Below are 20,955 nucleotides of genomic sequence, written 5' to 3' on the forward strand. Positions count from 1 at the left end.
GTGCTTTCCTGTGGTTAGTATCGGGGTCGAGATCTCAGCTTGAAAGTTCAAGCTGGCTCCGCACTGGAAGGAAACGCCGTGACCCCCACCACGTCCGCCCGCCGCACCCTCGCCGCGGTGCTCGCCGCCGCCGCGCTGACGGTCACCGCCGCCGCGGTGCCCGCCGTCGCCTCGCCGTACGACCGGCCCGCGCACGCGTCCGTCGACTCGCCGTTCCGGCTCGCGTACCAGAAGGACGTCGCCGTCCGCGTCCTCAAGGGTGTCTTCGAGCGGGGGGACGGGGCCGTCGTCGACCGCTACGTGCGCGCCGACTACATCCAGCACAACCCGTTCGCGCCCGACGGCGCCGAGACGCTGAAGAACCTGGGCGCGTCCGTGCACCAGCAGTTCCCCGACGCCAAGTACGACGTCAAGAGGGTCATCTCCGAAGGGGACTTGGTCGTCGTCCACTCCAACGTGGTGATGACGCCCGGGAGTCGGGGCAGTGCCGTCTTCGACATCTTCCGGTTCCAGGGCGGGAAGATCGCCGAGCACTGGGACACCGGGCAGAACGTGCCCGACACCTCCGCCAACGGCAACGACATGTTCTCCACGGTGAGTTGGCCGGGCACGTCGGCGCCCGGCGCGCCCTGGCTGACGTCGTACAACAAGAAGCTCGTGGTGAAGGCGTTCGACCAGTTGCTGGTGCGCAAGGACCTCGGCGCGATCGACCGGTACTGGGGTGCCGACTACCAGCAGCACAACCCGGCCATCGCCAACGGGACTTCGGGCGCCAAGGCCGGGCTCGGCGGGTACTTCGCCGCGTTCCCCCAGCTGAAGGTCGAGCCCAAGCGGGTGATCGCCGAGGGCGACCTCGTCGCCGTCCACAGCCACTACATCCCGGCGCCGGGTCAGCGGGGACAGGCCATCGTCGACCTGTTCCGGGTGCGGGGCGGGAAGATCGTCGAGCACTGGGACGTCGTGCAGGACGTGCCGGAGAACTCGGCGAACGACAACACGATGTTCTAGGACGGAAGTTGGGGGAGGGCTGGCTCCCTAGGGCCCCTGGGACTCCTCGGGCCCCTGGGTCCCCTAGGGGTCAGTCCCTGGGGAACCCGTCGGTCTTGAGGACCAGGTCGATGGCCGTACCGGTCAGGTCGACGTCCTTGCCGAAGTCGACCCGCAGCATCTTGGCGTAGTCGCCGTCGGTGGGGTCGGTGTAGAGGTTGCACCGGCCCTGGTAGGGGTCGGCGACCAGATAGACGGGGACCCCGGCGACCGCGTACGCGGTGAGTTTGGGGCCGTAGTCGTTGGCGGCGGTGCCCTGGGAGATGACCTCGGCGACGAACTCGACGTCCTTGTGGCTCCAGCGGCCGTCGGTCTTCTCGGCGGAGTCGCGCAGCTTGACGACGTCCGGGCAGAAGCCGTTCCCCTGGCCGGGGAAGTCGATGCGGACGTCCGACAGGACGCCCACGTCCATCCCGAACCTGTCCTCGATCGCCCGCACGATCCTGCGGATGATGGCCCAGTGGGTGTCCCGCTGCGGTGTCATGAAGACGCTGCCCCCGACGATCTCGACCCGGAATCCTTCGGGGACGGGCATCCGCTCCAGCCGCTCGAACCACTCGTCCAAGCTGCTCGTGTTGGCGTCGGCCATCGCGATCCTGTCGTCGAGGACGGTCATCGTGGCGCTCCTCCCCGGCCGCCCTCGTGCGGGCGCGACCGCGCGGTACAACGATACGTACGCCGGAAAGGGCACGCACGGGCTCGCGGGGCCCGCACATATGTGCTTGCCGTCGCCGCCCCCGTGCCGCCTACCGTGCTCTCACGGTGCCGGACGGGAGGAGCGTGGGCGTGCTGGGGCGCAGGGAAGCGGAGTTGCTGCGGGAGGTCGTCGGGGAGGGGGACCTGCTCGGGGCGTATCTGCATGGGTCGGCGGTGCTGGGCGGGCTTCGGCCGGACAGCGACATCGACGTGCTCGGTGTGGTGCGGCGGTCTCTGACGGAACGTCAACGCCGTGCGCTGCTGCGGGAGTTGCTTCCCTTGTCCGGGCAAGGCGGCTATCGGTACGTCGAGTTGACCGTCGTCGTGCAGGACGACGTACGGCCCTGGCGCTATCCGCCGGTCTGCGACTTCCTCTACGGCGACTGGCTGCGCGGTGACTTCGAGCGGGGGGTGCTGCCAGCGCGTGAGGTCAGCCCCGATCTGGCGCCGCTCCTCACGATGGTCCTCCAGGGGGACGCCCCGCTCCTCGGCCCGCCCCCGGCCGCCCTCCTCGACCCCGTCCCGCACGCCGACCTCCTGCGCGGGATCACCGCCGGCATCCCGGAACTCCTGGCCGACCTCGACCACGACACCCGCAACGTCCTGCTGACCCTCGCCCGGATCTGGACGACCCTGAGTACCGGAGAGGTACGGGCGAAGGACGAGGCCGCGGGGTGGGCGCTGGAGCGGCTGCCGACGGAGCGGAGAGCGGTACTGGCACGGGCCCGGGAGGCATACCTGGGAGGTACGGGGGAGCTGGGGGAGGGGGCGCGGGGATGCGCGGAGGCGATGGTCGAGGCGATCGAGCGGCTGAGAACGGCGTAGCTCAGGAGTATTACGGGCACCCTGAGGTACTACGGGTCCTACCCCTGCGTGTAGGGCCCGCCCACCCCCCACCCCTCGTACATCGCCTCCGCGAACGCCTCCGCCAGCTTGTGCTCGCCGCTCTCGTTGGGATGCGTCCCGTCGTACGTGTCGACGTGGATGTCGTACGAGGGAGGGAGAGACGCGAGGAGCAGGGGGGACCCCGGCTCGTCGAGGTCGGCGACCGCCTTCGCGAGGAGTTCGTTGAAGTGGTCGACCTGCTCGGCGAACGAAGGATCGGCGCCGGCCCGGACGTTGGGGATGACGGGGAGGAGGACGGCGCGCACGCGGGGGTTGGCGGCGCGGGCCGCGGCGATGAACGCGCGGACGTTCTGCGCCGTTTGCTCCGCGTTCGTGTAGAAACCCAGGTCGATCAGGCCCAGCGAGACGAGCAGCACATCCGCGCGCCCGGCGCGCACCGCGTCGCCGATCAGCGGGGCCATGTGCAGCCAGCCCTCGCCCCAGCCGGCGAGGTGCCCGCAGGGGAAGTCGGGGTCGGCGTAGGCGTACGAGACGGGCGCGTCCGCCCCCTGGTCGTACAGCGTCTCGCGCGGCCCGACCAGCGTGAACGGGCCGCCGTACGTGGCGCACAGGTGCCGCCAGAGGCGGTACCGCCACGTGTGGTCGCCCGCGCTGCCGATCGTCATGGAATCACCGACGGGCATGAACCTGAGCATCCGCTCATGATGAACGATCACCGCCGGGGGCGGGGTGTGAGTCCCGACACCTCGTGTGTCGCACCGGGCGGGATGGCAGGCTGGGAGCATGCGCCGACCGTCGTTCGCCGTCCTCGCCGGGTTCCTGCTCGTGGGGGCCCTCGCCGCGCCCGCCTCCGCCGATGACGGCGGCTTCACCATCAAGGACCCGCGGATCAAGGAGTCCAGCGGCCTCGCGGCCTCCCGCCAGCACCCGGGCGTGTACTGGACGCACAACGACAGCGGCGGGTACGGCCCGCAGATCTACGCCGTCGACAGCGCCACCGGCGAGACGGTCGCCACGCTCACACTGCGCGGCATCGGCACCCCGCGCGACGTCGAGGCGATCTCCATCGGCCCCGACAACCAGATCTATGTAGGGGACATCGGGGACAACTTCGGCGGGCGCTGGCCGTACTACTGGATCTACCGGCTGCCCGAGCCGAAGGTACTCAAGGACCAGACGGTCCGGGCGACCCAGTACATCGTCAAGTACTCCGACGGCGGGCGGGACGCCGAGTCGATGGTCGTCGACCCGAAGACGGGCCGGGTCTACATCGTCGACAAGAAGGAGGACGGCGGTCACCTCTACGAGGGCCCGGCCAGGCTCTCCGCCTCCGGCGACAACATCTTCCGTCCCGTAGTACCCGTAGACCTCTGGGCCACCGACGCCGCGCTCTCCCCGGACGGGCGACAGCTCGCCGTACGGGGGTACTTCGGAGGTATCGCCTACGACTGGAACGGCGGCCGGATCAAGAAGACCGGCCGCCTCGACGTCCCCCTGCAACGGCAGGGCGAGTCCGTCACCTACTCCGCCGACGGCAAGAAGCTGCTGTTCGGCAGCGAGGGCGAGCAGAGCGGCGTGGTCGCCCGTGACGCTCCCGGCGCCGACAAGTCCTCGCCCTCCAAGGGGAGTTCGTCCGCCACCGGCTCCGAGTCGGGCGGCGACTCCGGGGGCGGGGTGACGAAGGGGGCGATCGCCGTCGCCGTCGCCTGCGCCGCCGTGTTCGGTCTGAGACGGCTGCTGCGCCGCAGCTGACGTGCCGGGGAGGCGGCAGCCGGTCGTCAGCCGGGGGTGGCCGGGGGTGGCCGGTGTGTCAGGGGCGGGTGGCGGGCCGCGGCCGACGCGTGCCGTCGCCTCGGCGGTGCGGGTCACTCCTGGGCGCGGCGGGTGACGAGCGTTTCGAGGCCGTCCAGGATGCGCTGGAGGCCGAAGTCGAAGTGGTCGAAGTCGGAGGTCCAGGTGTCGGGGTCGAGGGAGGCGAGGACCGGGTAGCGGCCCGTCTCCATCATCCTTGAGATGTAGGGGGACTGGGCCTCGTAGAAGTCCGAGGTCGTCATACCCGAGGTGCGCTCGGCCTCCTGGTAGTACACCTGCGTGCGCGCGGCGCCGACGACGTAGCCCTCCAGCATGATGATCACCGATACGAGTTCGGTATCGGCGAGCCCCATCGGGCGGATGCGGGCCAGCACCTTCTCCAAGCCGTCCAGCGCGCTCGGTCCGAGCAGCGGGCGGGTGCGGCTGGCGGGGAGCACCCAGGGGTGGCGGTGGTAGAGGGCGAGCATGGAGCGGGCCATGGCCTCCAGGGCGGCCCGCCAGGTGCCGTCGCCGAGGTCGTCCGGGTCCTGCGAGGGGCGGTTCACCCGGTCCAGCATCAGTTCGACGAGTTCCGACTTGCCGGGGACGTAGCGGTAGAGCGACATCGCTCCCGTGCCGAGTTCGGCCGCGACCCGGCGCATCGACACCGCGTCCAGGCCCTCCCGGTCGGCGAGTTCGACCGCCGTCTCGACGATCCGGTCCAGGGTGAGCGTCGGCTTCGGGCCGCGCGCGGGGCGCCGGGCGCCCTCCCAGAGGAGTTCGAGCGTGCGCGTGATCCGGTCCTGGCAGTGGGTGTCGTCGCCGGTGTCGCCGGTCTCCGTGGTCTCCGTGCCGCTCGTCATGGGGCTCAGTCTAGTTCCGGGAGAAAAAATCGGGTACGACGTACGCGTTATCGGGTACGGTGTACTCGGTTATCGGGTGGGCGGGAGCCGTCCGGGCTGTCTGGGCTCTCTGGGCTGTCCGAGGCGTGCGGCCTGCGGGGTTGCGCTTGTGGGCTACCTCCCGAGAGCTACCGCTTGCGGGCCAGTACCTGAGAGGCACGCCCTGGGAGGCACGCCCTGAGGGCTACCTCCTGAGGGTCAGACCCTGAGAGCTACCTCCCGAGAGCTACCTCCTGAGAGCCACGACCCGAGAGCCACGACCCGAGAGCCACGACCCGAGAGCCACGACCCGAGAGTTACGACCACCGAGCGAGGGGATCCCATGGACACCGCGTACGCCGTCCGCGCCGAGGCATTACGCAAGAGTTACGCCGGAAAACCCGCCCTCGACGGCTTCGACCTGGCCGTCCGCGAGGGCACGGTGCACGGGCTGCTCGGCCCGAACGGAGCCGGCAAGACCACCGCCGTCCGCATCCTGGCCACCCTGCGCAGGCCCGACGGCGGCCGGGCGGAGGTCGCGGGCCTCGACGTCGTCCGCAGGGCGCGCGAGGTGCGGGCCCGGATCGGGCTGACGGGCCAGTACGCGGCGGTCGACGAGGTCCTGACCGGGCGGCAGAACCTGGAGATGTTCGGCCGCCTCTTCCACCTCGGCGGCAGGCGGGCCCGGCAGCGCGCCGCCGAACTCCTGGAGCGCTTCGGCCTGACCGAGGCCGCCGACCGGGGCGTCGACGGCTACAGCGGCGGCATGCGGCGCCGCCTCGACCTCGCCGCGTCGATGATCCTGGCCCCCGCCGTCCTCTTCCTCGATGAGCCGACGACCGGCCTCGACCCCCGCAGCAGGGGTGAAGTCTGGGAATCCGTACGGGCGTTGGTGGCCGACGGCACGACGGTCCTGCTCACCACGCAGTACCTGGAGGAGGCGGACCGGCTGGCCTCCCGCGTCACCGTGCTCGACCAAGGCCGGGCCATCGCCGACGACACCCCCGACGGCCTGAAGGACATGATCGGCGGTGACCGCATCGAGGTCGTGCTCGCCGAACGCGCCGACATACAGCGGGCGGTGAAGGTGCTCGCCCGGGTGTCGGACGGCGAACCGGAGGTGGACGAGGGCGAGTTGAGGGTCCACGCCGCGGTCACCGACCGGGTCGCGGCGCTGACCGCGGTGGCCCGCACCCTTCAGGACGAGGGCGTGAAGGCGGAGGACATCGGACTGCGCAGGCCGAGCCTCGACGACGTCTTCCTGCGCCTGACCGGCCATCGCGCGCAGGCGGCCCCGACGACGAAGGAGGGAGTCGCGTGAGCGCGCTCGACCTGACCCCGCCCCGCCCGCACGGCCGCGCGTACTGGGCCGCGGCCGACTGCTGGAACCTGGTCCGCCGGGGACTCACCCACTACCGGCGCCAACCGGTCAACATCCTCTGGCAGTTGGGCTTCCCGATCCTCTCCGTCCTGCTCTACGGCTATGTCTTCGGCAGCGCGATGCGGGTGCCGGGCGGCGGGGACTACAAGGACTTCCTGATGCCCGGCATGTTCGTCATGACGATGGCGTTCGGCTTCATCAACACCGCGACGGTCGTCGTGTACGACGCCCAGAAGGGTGTCATCGACCGGTTCCGCTCCATGCCGATGGCGTCCTCGGCGGTGGTCGCCGGACGCGGGGTCACCGATCTCCTGGGCGCCTGCGCGGAGTTGGGCATCATGATGGCCACCGCGTTCGCCATGGGCTGGCGTCCGGACGGGGGTTGGGGATTCGTCGCCGCCGTCGGACTGCTGCTGTGGCTGCGCATGTCGCTGATCTGGCTCGGGGTGTGGCTCGGCCTGATCGTGCCCAACCCCGAGGCGGCGGGCGGGCTGTTCGCGGTGGCGTTCCCGCTCACGATGATCTCCAGCGTGTTCGTCGCGCCCCAACTCATGCCGGACTGGCTGGGGTTCGTGGCCGCGTGGAACCCGATCTCCGCGACCGCCGCGGCGGTCCGGGACCTGCTCGGGGCGCCGGGCGGGGTGGGTGACACCTGGGTCGAACAGCACGCTCAACTCATGGCCGGTGTATGGCCGTTGGTGCTGACCGCCGTCTTCCTTCCGCTGGCGGTGGGGAGGTTCAGGAAGCTCGGGAAGTGATGTCGTACGCCTTGACGGGATGAAGGGACCGGTCTTCCCTGGGAGGTGCGGGTGTGGGAGCGCTCCCACCGTTCCGGATCCGCGCCTCCGAGGGGAGCAAGGGACATGTTCCGCAACGTGCGAAGAGCGCTGTGCGCGGTGGCAGCCGCGTTACTGGTGCCGTTGGGTCTGACGGCCGTGCAGCCGGCGCGGGCCGCCGAGGCACCCGGAGCCGGGTACTGGCACACCAGCGGCCGTCAGATCCTGGACGCGGCCGGGCAGCCGGTCAGGGTCGCCGGGATCAACTGGTTCGGCTTCGAGACCGGCAACTACGTGGTCCACGGCCTGTGGTCGCGCGACTACAAGAGCATGATCGACCAGATGAAGTCGGTGGGCTACAACACGATCCGCATCCCGTTCAGCGACGACATCTTCAAAGCCTCGACCGTCCCCAACAGCATCGACTTCTCCGGTGGCAAGAACGCGGACCTGCAAGGGCTCAACTCCCTTGGTGTGCTTGACAAGATCGTGTCGTACGCCGGTCAGGACGGTCTGCGCGTCATCCTCGACCGGCACCGTCCGGACTCCGGCGGGCAGTCCGCGCTCTGGTACACGGCCGCCGTCCCGGAGTCGACGTGGATCGCCAACTTGAAGTCCCTGGCGTCCCGTTACGCCGGTAACCCGACCGTCGTGGGCATCGACCTGCACAACGAGCCGCACGATCCCGCCTGTTGGGGCTGCGGCGACACGGCGACCGACTGGCGGCTGGCTGCCCAGCGCGCGGGCAACGCGGTCCTGTCGGTCAACCCGAACCTGCTGATCTTCGTCGAGGGCGTCCAGACCTTCAACGGCGTGTCGGGCTGGTGGGGCGGAAACCTGATGGGCGTCGCCCAGTATCCGGTCCAACTCTCCGTTGCCAACCGGGTGGTGTACTCGGCGCATGACTACGCGACCAGCGTCGCCCAGCAGAGCTGGTTCAACGACCCCACCTTCCCGAACAACATGCCGGGGATCTGGGACAAGTACTGGGGCTACATCTTCAAGCAGAACATCGCCCCGGTGTGGGTGGGCGAGTTCGGCACGACGCTCCAGGCGTCCGTGGACCAGAAGTGGCTTGCCGCGCTGGTGAGTTACCTGCGTCCGACCTCGACGTACGGGGCCGACTCCTTCCACTGGACCTTCTGGTCGTGGAACCCCAACTCCGGTGACACCGGCGGGATTCTGAAGGACGACTGGCAGACCGTCGACACCGTCAAGGACGGCTACCTCGCGAGCGTCAAGGCGCCGGCCTTCCCGCCGGTCGGCGGCGGAGGCGGCGGAGGGGGCGGAGGCGGCGGAGGTGGTGGCGGTGGTGGCGGTGGGTCCGCGGCCTGCACCGCGACCTACACCGTCAGCAGCGACTGGGGCGGCGGCTTCAACGCCGAGGTGAAAGTGGTGAATTCGGGGACCGCGGCCATCTCGTCCTGGAAGGTCGCCTGGAACTTCCCCGGCTCCCAGCAGATCTCCAGCATGTGGAACGCCTCGTACACCCAGAGCGGGGCGGCGGTGAACGCGGTCAACGCGGCCCACAACGGGGCCTTGTCGGCGGGGAGTTCGGCCACCTTCGGGTTCGGGGCCGCGCCCGGCGGGGCCAGTGCGCCGAGCCTCACCTGCACGGCGGCCTGAACAGCGCGAAGGGCGCCCGGAGTTCACCGGGCGCCCTTCAACGTCGTCCGCTTGCGCGGCGTCGGCTGGTGCGGCGTGCGCTTGCGTGTCGTCCGCCTGGCCGTCGTCCAACTGTGCCGTGCGGCAAGGGAGTCAGAGGCTGTCGATCACGAAGTCGATGCACTTGGTGAGCGCTTCGACGTCCGCCGGGTCGATCGCCGGGAACATGGCGACGCGCAGCTGGTTGCGGCCGAGCTTGCGGTAGGGCTCGGTGTCGACGATGCCGTTGGCGCGCAGGGCCTTGGCGATCGCCGAGGCGTCGATGTCGTCCGCGAAGTCGATCGTGCCGATGACCTGCGAGCGCTTCGCCGGGTCGGTGACGAACGGCGTCGCGTGCTTCGACTCTTCGGCCCAGGTGTAGAGACGGGTGGAAGAGTCCTTCGTCCTGGCGGTGGAGAAGGAGAGGCCCCCCTGCCCGTTGATCCACTTGAGCTGCTCGTTCAGCAGGAACAGGGTGGAGAGCGCGGGGGTGTTGTACGTCTGGTTCTTGCGGGAGTTGTCGATCGCCGTCGGGAGGCTGAAGAATTCCGGGACGTGCCGGCCGGACGCGTGGACGCGCTCGGCGCGCTCGATCGCGGCCGGGGAGAAGACGCCGATCCACAGGCCGCCGTCGGAGGCGAAGGACTTCTGCGGGGCGAAGTAGTAGACGTCCGTCTCGGCGATGTCGACCGGGAGGCCGCCCGCGCCGGAGGTCGCGTCGACCAGGACGAGCGCGCCCTCGTCGGCGCCCGCGACGCGCTGGATCGGGGCCGCGACGCCCGTCGACGTCTCGTTGTGGGTGAACGCGTACACGTCGACCCCGGCCTCGGCCTGAGCCTCGGGGTGCGTGCCGGGGTCGGAGGAGATCACGGTGGGCTCGGCCAGCCAGGGGGCGAGCTTGGCCGCCTTCGCGAACTTGGAGCTGAACTCGCCGAACGTGAGGTGCTGCGACTTGTTCTCGATCACACCGTGGGTCGCGACGTCCCAGAACGCGGTCGAGCCGCCGTTGCCGAGGACGACCTCGTAGCCCTCAGGTAGGGAGAACAGCTCGGAGATGCCCTCGCGGACTTCGCCGACCAGGTTCTTCACCGGGGCCTGGCGGTGGGAGGTACCCAGGAGGGATGCGCCTGTGGCGGCGAGGGCGTCCAGCGCCTCAGTCCGCACCTTGGAGGGACCCGCGCCGAAACGACCGTCCGCGGGCTTGATGTCAGAGGGAATCCGGATCTCAGCCACGGGGGGAGGGTAGCCCGTAGGGGAAACGTGAGCGAAACGTGGTCCGTCGGGTGAGACGTGGTGCGGGACGCCCGACGGGGTACCGCTTCCCAGGTGCGCGGGGTGCTACCTCGCAGGTATGACGGGATGTTCCTTGGGGGATCTTGAACCGCTCGACCGCTGTTCTGGGGCGCCCGGCCTGATTTCCTGTACCCATGCCGAACCTGGAAGCGGATCTGCGCAAGGCCCTCCGAGGCGACGTCGGCTTCGACACCACCTCCCGCGCCCTGGTCACCATGGACGCCTCCAACTACCGGCGGGTCCCGGCCGGGGTGGTGGCTCCGAAGGACGACGCCGACGTGGCCGCCGCCCTGGAGATCTGCCGGGAGCACGCAGTACCCGTAGTACCCAGGGGAGGGGGCACCTCCATCGCCGGGCAGGCCACCGGGACCGGGGTGGTGCTTGACTTCACCCGGCACATGAACCGCGTCCTCGACCTGGACCCCGCCACCCGTACCGCCGTGGTCCAGCCCGGCCTGGTCCTCGACCGCCTCCAGGACGCCGCCGCCCCGCACGGCCTGCGCTTCGGCCCCGACCCCTCCACCCACAGCCGCTGCACCCTCGGCGGCATGATCGGCAACAACTCCTGCGGCTCGCACTCGGTGGCCTGGGGGACGACCGCCGACAACGTCCTCACCCTGGACGTCGTCACCGCGCGCGGCGCCCGGCTGACCCTCGGCCCGGACTGGTCCGGTACCCCCGAGGGACTACGCCGGCTGGTCGACACCGAACTGGCCCGCCTGCGCACCGGCTTCCCCGAACTGCCCCGCAGGATCTCCGGGTACGCCCTGGACGCGCTGCTCCCGGAGAAGGGCGCCGACACCGCCCGCGCCTACTGCGGCTCCGAGGGCACGCTCGCGGTCCTCACCCGGGCCGCCGTGCGCCTCGTCGAGTCCCCGCGCGCGCGGGCCCTCGCGGTCCTCGGCTACGGCGACGAGGGCGGCGCGGCGGAGGCGGCGGCCGGGCTGCTGCCGTACGGGCCCCTGACGGTCGAAGGTATGGCGGCGGACCTCGTACCCAGGGCCTACGGGTTGCCCCGTGGGGGTGCCTGGCTGTTCGTCGAGACCGGAGGGGAGACGGCGGCGGAGGCCCGCGCGCGGGGCGAGGCGATCGTGCGGGCGGCGGACGCCGTCGACGCCGTGGTCGTGACCGACCCCGCCCGGCAGCGCGCCCTGTGGCGCGTCCGCGAGGACGCGAGCGGCACCGCGACCCGGATGCCGGACGGCACGGAGGCATGGCCCGGCTGGGAGGACTGCGCCGTGCCCCCGGCCCGCCTCGGCCCCTACCTGCGCGGCTTCCGGAGCCTGCTCGCCGCGCACGGACTACGGGGCACCCCCTACGGGCACTTCGGTGACGGCTGCATCCACGTCCGGATCGACTTCGACCTCCTCACCGGCCCCGGCATCGCCCGCTTCCGCCGGTTCTCCGAGGAGCTGGCCGACCTCGTCGTCGCCCACGGCGGCTCCCTCTCCGGGGAACACGGCGACGGCCAGGCCCGCGCCGAACTACTACCCAGGATGTACGGGGAGGAGATGGTCGCCCTCTTTGCGCGCGTCAAGGCCCTGTGGGACCCCGACGACCTCCTCAACCCCGGAGTACTCGTACGCCCAGCCCCGCTCGACGCGAACCTCCGCTTCGCCCCGCTGCCCCGCGAACCCGTCCCGGTCGTCTTCGGCTACCCGGACGACGACGGCGACTTCTCCGCCGCCGTCCGCCGCTGCGTGGGCGTCGCGAAGTGCCGGACGACGACGGCGTCGGGCCCCGCCGTCATGTGCCCGTCGTTCCGCGTGACCGGCGAGGAGGCGCACTCCACGCGGGGCCGGGCGAGGCTGCTGCACGAGATGCTCGCCGGTGAACTCGTCACCGACGGCTGGCGGTCCACCGAGGTCCGCGACGCCCTCGACCTCTGCCTCTCCTGCAAGGGCTGCCGCTCGGACTGCCCCGTCGGCGTCGACATGGCCACCTACAAGGCCGAGTTCCTTCACCACCACTACAAAGACCGGCGCCGCCCCGCCGCCCACCACAGCATGGGCCGACTGCCCCTGTGGCTGCGCTGGATCGCACGCACCCGCACCGCCCGACTCGTCAACTCCCTGGCCGCCGTATGGCCGTTGGCCGCGCTGGGGAAGTGGCTCGGCGGGGTCGCGCCCGAGCGGGAGGTCCCGCGTGTGGCGCCGGAGCCGTTCAGCCGCTGGTGGCGGCGCCGGTTCAAGGCGCTGCTGAAACGGGGGCGGACCGAGCGGCGGCTGCCGGGCGCGTGGCGGCAGCCGGGGGCGATGGTCGTCCTGTGGCCGGACACCTTCACTGAACACCTGTCACCAGACGTCGGCAAAGCGGCAGTTCGGGTGCTCGAAGCCGCCGGGATGACCGTGCTGCTGCCGCCGACCGTGCGCTGGAAGGGCGGAACGGCGCCGTGGACGGTGCGGCGGGGCAAGGTGTGCTGCGGGCTGACCTACGTCTCCACCGGCCAACTGGACCGGGCGCGTACGGTGTTGCGGGAGACGCTGGATCTGCTCGACCCGTACCTGATCCCGCCCGAGGAGCTGCGGGAGGAGGCAGGCGGGGGGTTCGGCGAACTCGGCGGCGAGGGCAGCGGCTTCGGTGAACTCGGCGGTGACGGCAGCGGCTTCGGTGAACTCGATGGCGAGGACGACGACTTGGCGCTCCCGCCCTTCGTCGTCCTGGAGCCCAGTTGCGCGGCGGCACTCCGCACCGACCTCCCCGAACTCCTCCCCGACGACCCGCGAGCCGCCCGCCTCGCCGCCCGCGTCCTCACCTTCGCCGAGGCGCTGGAGAAGCACGCCCCCGACTGGACGCCGCCCCGGCTCGGCCGGCCGGTCGTCGGGCAGACCCACTGTCACCAGCACGCGGTCCTCGGCGACACCGCCGACCGGCGCCTGCGTGAAGTCGCGGGTCTCAGCGGGGAACTGAGCGGTGGATGCTGTGGCCTGGCCGGTAACTTCGGCTTCGAGAAAGGGCACTTCGAGGTGTCCGCCGCCTGCGCCGAGGAGCAACTGCTGCCGTCCGTACGGGACGCGCCCGAGGACGCGGTCGTCCTCGCCGACGGCTTCTCCTGCCGGACCCAGCTGGAGCAACTGGCCGGGGTGCGCGGGAGGCACCTCGCGGAGGTGCTGGCCGAGGCGCTGGACGCGGAGAGGGACACCAAGTGACGTACGAGGAAGCCGAGTCGGTCGCCGTCCTCTCCGACATCCACGGCGTGCTGCCCGCCCTCGAAGCGGTGCTGGCCGAACCGGACGTCGCCGCAGCCGACCTGATCGTCCTCACCGGGGACATCGCCGCAGGGCCCCAACCCGCCGAAGTCATGGACCTGTTGAGGGAACAGGGTGACCGCGTGCGGTGGGTCTCGGGCAACGCCGACCGGGAACTCGTCGAGTACCGGCGCGGCCTCCGCGACGAAATCCCGGACCCCATAGGCCCGTTCGCGGCACACGCCCTGACCGAGGAGCACGTCGACTTCCTCGCCTCCCTCCCGACGACCCTGACACTCACCGTCGGCGGCCTGGGGAAGACCCTGTTCTGCCACGCAACTCCCCGCGACGACGAGGAGGTTGTCCTCGTCGACTCCCGCCCCGCCCGCTGGACCGAGGTCTTCGCCGGCCTCGATCCCGACGTCCGCACCGTCGTCTGCGGCCACACCCACATGCCCTACCTCCGCCTCGCCGAGGGCCGCCTCGTCGTCAACCCCGGCAGCGTCGGCATGCCGTACGGGCGCGCGGGCGCCCACTGGTGCCTCCTCGGGCCGGGGGCGGACCTGCGGGTGACGCCGTACGACGTCCCGGCGGCCGTGGAGCGACTGGTCGCGGAGTGCGGGTATCCGGGAATTACCGAATGGGCGGACACCTATCTGCACGCGCGGGTGACGGACGCGATGGCTATGGAGGCGTTCGGGCCGCGCGACGGGCGGCGGTCGCAAGGCGGCTGACAGCCGCAGGGCGGACGATAAAGGAAACACCCAGCTTTTCCAAGGGGATTCACAGTGCGTCTTTGCCAATTTTGCCGTTCAGGCGCGTGAGGGGCGTGTAGGTTTCTTGGTATCGGGTTCCGGACGCGGAATTCGACGAAATCGAAGGTACAGCGCAATCCCCCAAGGAGTCGGAATGAGCTTCAAGAAGCTTGCCCCGCTGCCCCCTAAGCCGAAGTCGAAGCAGCTCCCGCCGCCGCCCCCGCCGAAGCACAAGGCGAAGAAGAAGCCGCTGCCCAAGCCGATCCCCCGCCAGGACGGCTGATCCCAGCTGAACCCGAAAGGGGCCGATGGTGCACTGTCGGCCCCTTTCTCAGTTCACTCGCCCACCATCCGCAAATGGTGGGCCGGTGGTCAGGAAAGGGCGTGTCATATGGCCTACAGGAATAAGGGTGGCGGCGATCTCGATACCGATTCAGAATTCGAGGAATACGAATACGACACCCCGACCATTCCGTCCCGCGTCGCGTTCCGCCGTTTCTGGCCGCTGACCAAGGGCCTGCGGAAATGGCTGCTGCTCGTCTGGGTGTGCACGATCGTCGCCGCCCTCGCCGAGACCGAAGCCATCCTGCTCTTCGGCGAGTTGACCGACAATGCCCTCAACAAGGGCTCCCTGGACGCCTTCCGGGCACCGGCCGCGAAATGGCTGGCCGTCGCGATCGTCGGCGCGCTCGTCGCCTACGCGGGCAACTCCCTCGCGGCCTGGGCCACCGAACGCTTCGTGATGAGACTGCGCGAGCATGTCTTCGACCACGTCCAGCAGTTGCCCCCGCACTTCTTCCAACTCCACCGCCAGGGCGACCTGTTGTCCCGGCTCACGAGCGACGTCGAGGCGATCGAGACGATGGTCGTCTCCGGCCTCGTGGGCGCCGCCTCCGCCGGATTCAGCGCTCTCTTCTACGCCGCCGCCGCGTTCTGGCTGCGCTGGGACCTGGCCACCGCGACCTTCGTCCTCGCCCCGCTCTTCTGGCTCGCCGCCCGCCGCTTCTCCGGCTCCATCAAGGACGTCTCCCGCGCGGGCCGGGTCGCGGACGGCGCGATCACCTCCGTCGTCGAGGAATCCCTCGGCAACATCGTCCTCACCCAGGCGTACGGCCGCCGCGACGCCGAGCGGCGACGGCTGCACGAGGAGGCGACGGCGTGGTTCCGCGCCTCCGTCCGCTCGGCCAGGCTGAACGAGGCGTACGAGCAACTGGTGCAGGTCATCGAGACGGTGTGCGTGCTCGCGGTGATCGGGATCGGCGCCTGGGAGATCTCCACCGGGCGCATGACGCTCGGTCAACTCCTCGCGTTCGCCGCCTTCTTGGGCTACCTCTACCCACCCGTGCGCGGACTGGCCCAGCTCGGCCTCACCGTCACCGCGGCCACCGCAGGAGCCGAGCGGCTGATCGAGATCCTCGACGTGCGTCCCTCGGTCGCCGACCCGCTCCACGCCGCCGACACCGGCCGGCCGGACGGCGCGATCGAAGTCCGCGACGTCTCCTTCCGCTACCCCGGCGCGGAGCGGGACGCCCTCAAGGGGCTCTCCTTCCGCGTCAGCCCCGGCGAGCTGGTGATCGTCACCGGCCCGAGCGGCGCCGGGAAGTCCACGGTCTCGAAACTCCTCCTCAGGTTCTACGACCCCGACTCGGGAGACGTCCTCCTCGACGGCGTCCCCCTAAGGGGTTTCCCTGTCGCCCGGCTGAGGGAGTACGTCACCCTCCTCCCCCAGGAGACCCTGGTCCTGCACGACACCGTCCGCGCCAACATCGCCTGCGGCCGGCCCGGCGCCGGCGACCGGGCGATCGAGGCGGCGGCGCGGGCGGCCGACGCCCACGACTTCGTCGTCCGCCTCCCCGAGGGCTACGACACGAGGATCGACCCCGGCACCGCCCGGCTCTCCGGCGGCCAGCTCCAGCGGCTCGCCATCGCCCGCGCGATCCTGCGCGACGCCCCGGTACTGGTCCTGGACGAGCCGACGACCGGCCTCGACGCGATGTCCGCCCGCCGCGTGGTCAAGCCGCTGCGCCGGCTGACGGCCGGGCGGACGACCCTGATGATCACCCACGACCTCAACCTCGCCCCCGACGCCGACCGCATCCTCGTCGTCGACCGGGGGCGGGTCGTCGAGACCGGCCGCCATGACGAACTGCTGGCGCGCGGTGGCGCGTACGCGCGGCTGCACCGGTCGCAGAACAACGCGGTGATGGACACGGGGGAACTACGGATGCCGGTGTTCGCGGAGGAACCGGTGTTCGTGGAGGAGGGGACGGGCGGTGGCGGCGAGGGCGCCGGGTACTACGGGTACGACGCCTCCCCGCCCGCACCCGGCGGCATCCCCTGCACCCCGTACGACCCGTACAACCCCTACTACGGCCACGTCCCGCCCGCTCCCCAGGGCGACGGCACCTGGCCCGGCGCCTGACGGACATCTCACGCTCCGAGACAGCGGCAAACGTGGTTCACACGCCTGACCGAGTCCATTACCGTGGACTTGGAAGTGCACCATGATGAACTCAAGCCGAGCACCGGGACCGCCAGTGACCACCCCTGAACCGACGATCACGACCCCTAGTGGTGTACCCGGAGGACTCCGGAGGGACGGCGGCACCCCGGGCCGGGGTACGGCGCGCACCGGCGGAGCGGGGACGCTCGGCCCCATCGGGCTGGTGCTGGCCGGCGGCGTCTCGGTGCAGTTCGGCGGCGCCCTGTCCGTGCTGCTGATGCCGAAGACGGGCGCGCTGGGCGTGGTGACGCTGCGGCTGGTCGTGGCGTCCGTCGTGCTGCTGCTGATCTGCCGCCCCCGGCTGCGCGGCCACTCGCGCGCGGACTGGGGCACGGTGATCGTCTTCGGCGTCACGATGTCCGCGATGAACGGCCTCTTTTACCAGGCCCTCGACCGCATCCCCCTCGGCCCGGCGGTCACCCTGGAGGTCCTGGGTCCGCTGGCCCTGTCGGTCGTCGCCTCCCGCCGCGCGGTGAACGCCGTCTGGGCGGCCCTCGCCCTCGCCGGGGTCTTCCTGCTCGGCGGCGGGAGCTTCGACAGCCTCGACCCGGTCGGCGTGGCGTTCGCGCTGGCGGCGGGCGTGGCGTGGGCGTCGTACATCGTCTTCAGCGCCCGTACGGGCCGGCGCTTCCCGCAGGCGGACGGGCTGGCCCTGGCGATGGCTGTAGGGGCCATCCTCTTCCTGCCCCTGGGGATCATGGACGCGGGCACGAAACTGCTGCACCCGCAGACCCTGGGACTCGGCGCGGCGGTCGCGATCCTCTCCTCGGTCCTCCCCTACACCCTCGAACTCCTCGCCCTGCGCCGCCTGCCCGCCTCCACCTTCGCGATCCTCATGAGCCTCGAACCCGCCATCGCCTCGGCGGCCGGCTTCTTCATCCTCGACCAGACCCTCACCACGCTCCAGGCGCTGGCGATCGCCCTGGTCATCGCCGCCAGCATGGGGGCGGTGCGGACACAGGTGGGGCGGGGGAAGGCGAAGGTGGGTGGGGGCAGGGCGAAGGTGCCGGACGGCCCCACCGTCGGCTGAGCCGGCGGGGCCGTCCCCTACGGGAGTACCCGTATGACGTGAGAGGGCCGGACGGGATCTAGGTGGTCGGATGTGATCGAGGCGGCCGGCCACTCCGCGCCGGCCCCGGTGGACCGGCCGTCCCCTGCGGGGCGTACCCCGTAGGACCAGCGGGCGTACCCGTAGGACCGGAGAGGGACGGCCGGTACCCCTGGAGTACCGGGCTCAGCAGCCCCGGACGTCCTTCGTCAGCACCCCTTGCTCGGTCGCGAGCGCGTGGTCGTAGCAGACCCCGGGCCCGCGGACCCGGTAGCGCTCACCCGTGGTGGCGACGGCGTGCCGCTGGTCGCGGGCCACGCCGAGCGTGAAGGTGGCGTCGCCGCGGTACTCGTCGTCGGTCCGGGTCGCGCCGAGCGTCGCGCGGTCGCCGACGGACATGACCACGCGCAGCCGGTTGGCGCTGTCGATGGTCGCGCGCCCGTCGAGCGCGTAGGCGCGGTCGGTGCGGGAGACGCGCCCGCCGGTGGTCATGGCCTGGTGGTCGGTCCACTTGCCGGTCTGGTCGTCGGAGTTCTCGTCCGGCGTCCACGTGTGGTCGATCGCGGTGGTGAGGGTCCGCTCGACCGTCGTCGTGACCCGGCCGTGGGAGGTGTCGACGTACCCGGTGACCTTGAGCCGGTCCGCGCCGGAGGTCACCAGCTCGCGCCGCGCGCCGTCGGTGTAGTGGTTGCTCACCGCCGGCCCGGTCCGCTTGTACGACGTGACGGCGCCGGTCACGACCGCCTTGTGGGCGTCCTGCCAGACGAGGACGTTCGTCGGCGCGCTCCACCCGGTCTGCCCGGCCGGCACCCCGATCACCGACACGTCGACCTTGTGCGCCTTGCCGTCGTTCAGGACTCCCGCGAACGGCGTCAGGTCGTACACCAGAGGACGTACATCGAAGGAGTGGGGCGAGGGGATCACCGACCAGAGGTAGGGGGACCAGCCGCCGGTCCACACGTTCGGGTACGGGGAGGCGATCCCGGCGACCTTCCCGTCGACGCTGATCAGCACCTCGCGGTACGGCCCGTCGTCCCCGCCCTTGCAGGAGTACGACGCCGACGGGGTGACCGCCGAGTACCAGAACTCCTCGCAACCGCCGCCCGATCCGGTGGCGTACACCTCCGCGAGAATCCGCTCGGAGTTGCGCGGAACGGTCAGCGAGGCACCCGTCGTCACACTGTTGCCGTCGCTCAGAGGTATGACGCGGTCGGGAGCGGAGGAGGTACGGCCGGGCCGCGGGGCGTAGAACGTGAGAGTGACCTTGACATCGAGGACGCCCGTGTAGGTGTCGTCGACAACGTTGCCGATCAGCATGTCGACGGGCTGCGGGGTACTCAGGGTGTTCCCGTACTGGGTGACGTCCTTCTCGACGGACCAGTCGATCCCGTCCTGCGACGGCTCGGGCGTCGAGGTGCGCAGGACCTGGACGCCGCCGATGTCCAGGTACCCGAGCCGGTCGAACTGCCGCCCCTTCACGCTCCCGTCGAGGCGCAGCACGACCTTGGACCAGCGGCCGGGGGTGCCGCAGCCGGTCGGCGGGGTGTAGGTGCCGGTGTAGGGGGTGAAGTCCTTGAAGCGCGTCTGCGCGACGGTGACCGTGCAGGACCTGGTGTGCGGGGCGGCGATCGGCGGGGCGGCGGTGACGGGGTCGTGGTAGTCGGTCCCGAACTCCGCCGGCACGGTGGCGGCCGAGGCGCTGCCGAGGGACAGGCCGAACGCGGCGACCGCCGCCGTCAGCACGGTGACCGTCCGGGCCCGCCGGGTGCCCGGCCGGGCGGGGCCCGGGGCTCTGGCGGGTCTCATGGCTCGTATGGCTCTCATACGGCGCAGTGAACTGCCGGGGCGGGGCCGGGGCCAAGGGGAGTTGGGGAGGTATTGACCAATTTCGGGGTGTAAGCCGACCGAGCGGCAACGCGGCCGTGATCCGGCGCGGGAAATCCCGTACCCCGTGAGTACTACGGGAACTACAGTCGTCGGTCATGCCCGCACCCACCAGGACAGTCGAAGCCGCCGCCCTCGCCGACGCCTACTCCCTCGGTCCCGGTCCCTGGAGCGTCACCCCTGTGACCCGCGGTGCCCTCGGGCAGATCTGGAAGCTGACCGGCGCCGGCTCGGCCTGGGCGGTGAAGGAGATGCTGTTCGGGTGCGACGAGGAGCAGGTCCGCCGGGAGGCGGCGCTCCGGGACGCGGCGGAGCGGCTGGGCATCTCCGCGCCCCGCCTCCACACCAACCGCGACGGCGTCCACGTCACCCGGCTCGGCTCCTCCGCGTCCTCCGCGGTCAAGCTGTACGACTGGGTGGAGGGCGGCACGGCCGACGCCTCCGACCCCGCGATCCTCGACTGGTTCGGACGGACGGCGGGACTCATCCACCGCGCGGGGGAGGGCGCCGAGGGGCCGGTGGACGACTGGTACGAACGGTGCCCCGACGACGCCGAGTGGAAGGAACTGAGCGACAAGGTGCGGCGCGCCGGGCTTCCCTGGGCCGACGACCTGGACCGCTTCGTCAGGGACGTAGTACCTGAGCTGTCCGTCTGGGTCGGACCTTCGAGTGACGCCGATCTGGTGATGTCGCACTGCGACCTCCAGCCGCAGAACGTCCTGGTGGGCCCCGCGGGTCCCGTCCTGCTCGACTGGGACAACGCCGGCCCGCTCTCGGCCGAACAGGAGCTGGCACGCGCCCTGTTCGTCTGGTCGGGCGGCAACGAGCCGGACACCGGGCGGACCCGGCGCATCGTCCGGGCCTACCGCGCGGCCGGCGGCCCCGGCGTGATCCGAGGACCCCGGTCGTTCTCGATGCTCTTCGCGACGGCCGTGAACTACGTGCGTGTCCAGGCCGATTGCGCGGTCGAGCCGACGGTCACCGAGGAACAGCGGGTGTTCGGCGCCCGGCAGGCGGTCGCCTGCATGCGGACGATCCCGAGGCTGAGCGCGGTGAACCTGCTGGTCGACACGGTCGCGGCGGCAGACTGAACAAAGTCCGTACGGATCAAGGCTGTTGGCGCCCGCCGCCCCTCGGGTCCGGCGAGAGCCGACCGTCTCCGCACCCTGCCGCGCACCAATTCATGCAAGCACGCTTGATTGTTTCCACCCCCGCTGCCATG

Annotated in this window: 17 protein-coding genes; 12 read left to right on the top strand and 5 right to left on the bottom strand. The window is 71.0% G+C overall.

Annotation, left to right across the window (positions count from 1 at the left end; all coding sequences use genetic code 11):
* Positions 1 to 78: 78 nt before the first annotated feature.
* Positions 79 to 1,008: a nuclear transport factor 2 family protein gene (locus IAG44_RS23040; RefSeq protein ID WP_187748962.1), complete on the top strand. Its 930-nt coding sequence runs from the start codon at positions 79 to 81 to the stop codon at positions 1,006 to 1,008.
* 70 nt (positions 1,009 to 1,078) lie between these two features.
* On the opposite strand, the gene IAG44_RS23045 is transcribed toward IAG44_RS23040, so the two are convergent.
* Complete coding sequence (locus tag IAG44_RS23045; RefSeq protein ID WP_187748963.1) at positions 1,079 to 1,663, bottom strand: Uma2 family endonuclease; 585 nt, start codon at positions 1,661 to 1,663, stop codon at positions 1,079 to 1,081.
* Between the two features lie 170 nt (positions 1,664 to 1,833).
* Between IAG44_RS23045 and IAG44_RS23050 the strand changes: the two genes are divergently transcribed.
* On the top strand, positions 1,834 to 2,568 hold the full coding sequence (locus IAG44_RS23050) for an aminoglycoside adenylyltransferase family protein (protein WP_223006803.1): 735 nt from the start codon (positions 1,834 to 1,836) through the stop codon (positions 2,566 to 2,568).
* A gap of 38 nt (positions 2,569 to 2,606) precedes the next feature.
* Here the strand turns inward: IAG44_RS23050 and IAG44_RS23055 are convergent, their stop codons facing one another.
* Complete coding sequence (locus IAG44_RS23055) at positions 2,607 to 3,284, bottom strand: GDSL-type esterase/lipase family protein (RefSeq protein ID WP_187748964.1); 678 nt, start codon at positions 3,282 to 3,284, stop codon at positions 2,607 to 2,609.
* Between the two features lie 88 nt (positions 3,285 to 3,372).
* On the opposite strand from IAG44_RS23055, the gene IAG44_RS23060 reads away from it, so the two are divergent.
* Positions 3,373 to 4,341 (top strand): WD40 repeat domain-containing protein, encoded by a 969-nt coding sequence (locus tag IAG44_RS23060; RefSeq protein ID WP_187748965.1) that lies wholly within the window; start codon positions 3,373 to 3,375, stop codon positions 4,339 to 4,341.
* 113 nt (positions 4,342 to 4,454) lie between these two features.
* Here IAG44_RS23060 and IAG44_RS23065 read toward each other — a convergent pair whose 3' ends face one another.
* The gene (locus tag IAG44_RS23065) at positions 4,455 to 5,243 is read right to left on the bottom strand and encodes a TetR/AcrR family transcriptional regulator (RefSeq protein WP_187748966.1); all 789 of its coding nucleotides are present in this window, start codon (positions 5,241 to 5,243) and stop codon (positions 4,455 to 4,457) included.
* Between the two features lie 361 nt (positions 5,244 to 5,604).
* Here IAG44_RS23065 and IAG44_RS23070 point away from each other — a divergent pair, with 361 nt between their 5' ends.
* The 3 genes from IAG44_RS23070 to IAG44_RS23080 all read left to right on the top strand — a co-directional run bounded on the left by IAG44_RS23070 (position 5,605) and on the right by IAG44_RS23080 (position 9,044).
* Positions 5,605 to 6,582 (top strand): ATP-binding cassette domain-containing protein, encoded by a 978-nt coding sequence (locus IAG44_RS23070; RefSeq protein WP_187748967.1) that lies wholly within the window; start codon positions 5,605 to 5,607, stop codon positions 6,580 to 6,582.
* Positions 6,579 to 7,400 (top strand): ABC transporter permease, encoded by an 822-nt coding sequence (locus tag IAG44_RS23075; protein ID WP_187748968.1) that lies wholly within the window; start codon positions 6,579 to 6,581, stop codon positions 7,398 to 7,400. The genes IAG44_RS23070 and IAG44_RS23075 overlap by 4 nt, the downstream gene beginning before the upstream one ends.
* A gap of 105 nt (positions 7,401 to 7,505) precedes the next feature.
* The gene (locus IAG44_RS23080) at positions 7,506 to 9,044 is read left to right on the top strand and encodes a cellulase family glycosylhydrolase (protein ID WP_187748969.1); all 1,539 of its coding nucleotides are present in this window, start codon (positions 7,506 to 7,508) and stop codon (positions 9,042 to 9,044) included.
* 132 nt (positions 9,045 to 9,176) lie between these two features.
* Here the strand turns inward: IAG44_RS23080 and serC are convergent, their stop codons facing one another.
* Positions 9,177 to 10,295 carry a phosphoserine transaminase gene (gene serC / locus IAG44_RS23085; protein WP_187748970.1) on the bottom strand — a complete coding sequence of 373 codons (1,119 nt, stop codon included), beginning with the start codon at positions 10,293 to 10,295 and terminating at the stop codon, positions 9,177 to 9,179.
* A gap of 194 nt (positions 10,296 to 10,489) precedes the next feature.
* Between serC and IAG44_RS23090 the strand changes: the two genes are divergently transcribed.
* The 5 genes from IAG44_RS23090 to IAG44_RS23105 all read left to right on the top strand — a co-directional run bounded on the left by IAG44_RS23090 (position 10,490) and on the right by IAG44_RS23105 (position 17,831).
* Positions 10,490 to 13,504, top strand: a complete 3,015-nt coding sequence (locus IAG44_RS23090; RefSeq protein WP_187748971.1) for an FAD-binding and (Fe-S)-binding domain-containing protein — start codon at positions 10,490 to 10,492, stop codon at positions 13,502 to 13,504.
* Complete coding sequence (locus IAG44_RS23095; protein WP_187748972.1) at positions 13,501 to 14,277, top strand: metallophosphoesterase family protein; 777 nt, start codon at positions 13,501 to 13,503, stop codon at positions 14,275 to 14,277. The genes IAG44_RS23090 and IAG44_RS23095 overlap by 4 nt, the downstream gene beginning before the upstream one ends.
* Before the next feature lie 175 nt (positions 14,278 to 14,452).
* On the top strand, positions 14,453 to 14,581 hold the full coding sequence (locus tag IAG44_RS44315) for a hypothetical protein (protein ID WP_281404300.1): 129 nt from the start codon (positions 14,453 to 14,455) through the stop codon (positions 14,579 to 14,581).
* Between the two features lie 108 nt (positions 14,582 to 14,689).
* Positions 14,690 to 16,720: an ABC transporter ATP-binding protein gene (locus tag IAG44_RS23100; protein WP_187748973.1), complete on the top strand. Its 2,031-nt coding sequence runs from the start codon at positions 14,690 to 14,692 to the stop codon at positions 16,718 to 16,720.
* 82 nt (positions 16,721 to 16,802) lie between these two features.
* Entirely contained in the window at positions 16,803 to 17,831 is a 1,029-nt protein-coding gene (locus IAG44_RS23105) for an EamA family transporter (protein WP_187748974.1), read from the top strand.
* A gap of 204 nt (positions 17,832 to 18,035) precedes the next feature.
* On the opposite strand, the gene IAG44_RS23110 is transcribed toward IAG44_RS23105, so the two are convergent.
* Complete coding sequence (locus IAG44_RS23110; RefSeq protein WP_187748975.1) at positions 18,036 to 19,655, bottom strand: peptide-N4-asparagine amidase; 1,620 nt, start codon at positions 19,653 to 19,655, stop codon at positions 18,036 to 18,038.
* A gap of 176 nt (positions 19,656 to 19,831) precedes the next feature.
* Here IAG44_RS23110 and IAG44_RS23115 point away from each other — a divergent pair, with 176 nt between their 5' ends.
* Positions 19,832 to 20,824 carry a phosphotransferase enzyme family protein gene (locus IAG44_RS23115; protein WP_187748976.1) on the top strand — a complete coding sequence of 331 codons (993 nt, stop codon included), beginning with the start codon at positions 19,832 to 19,834 and terminating at the stop codon, positions 20,822 to 20,824.
* The last annotated feature ends 131 nt before the right edge of the window (positions 20,825 to 20,955 follow it).

The sequence above is a fragment of the Streptomyces roseirectus genome (assembly GCF_014489635.1).
In the GTDB taxonomy this organism is placed as follows: Bacteria; Actinomycetota; Actinomycetes; order Streptomycetales; family Streptomycetaceae; genus Streptomyces; species Streptomyces roseirectus.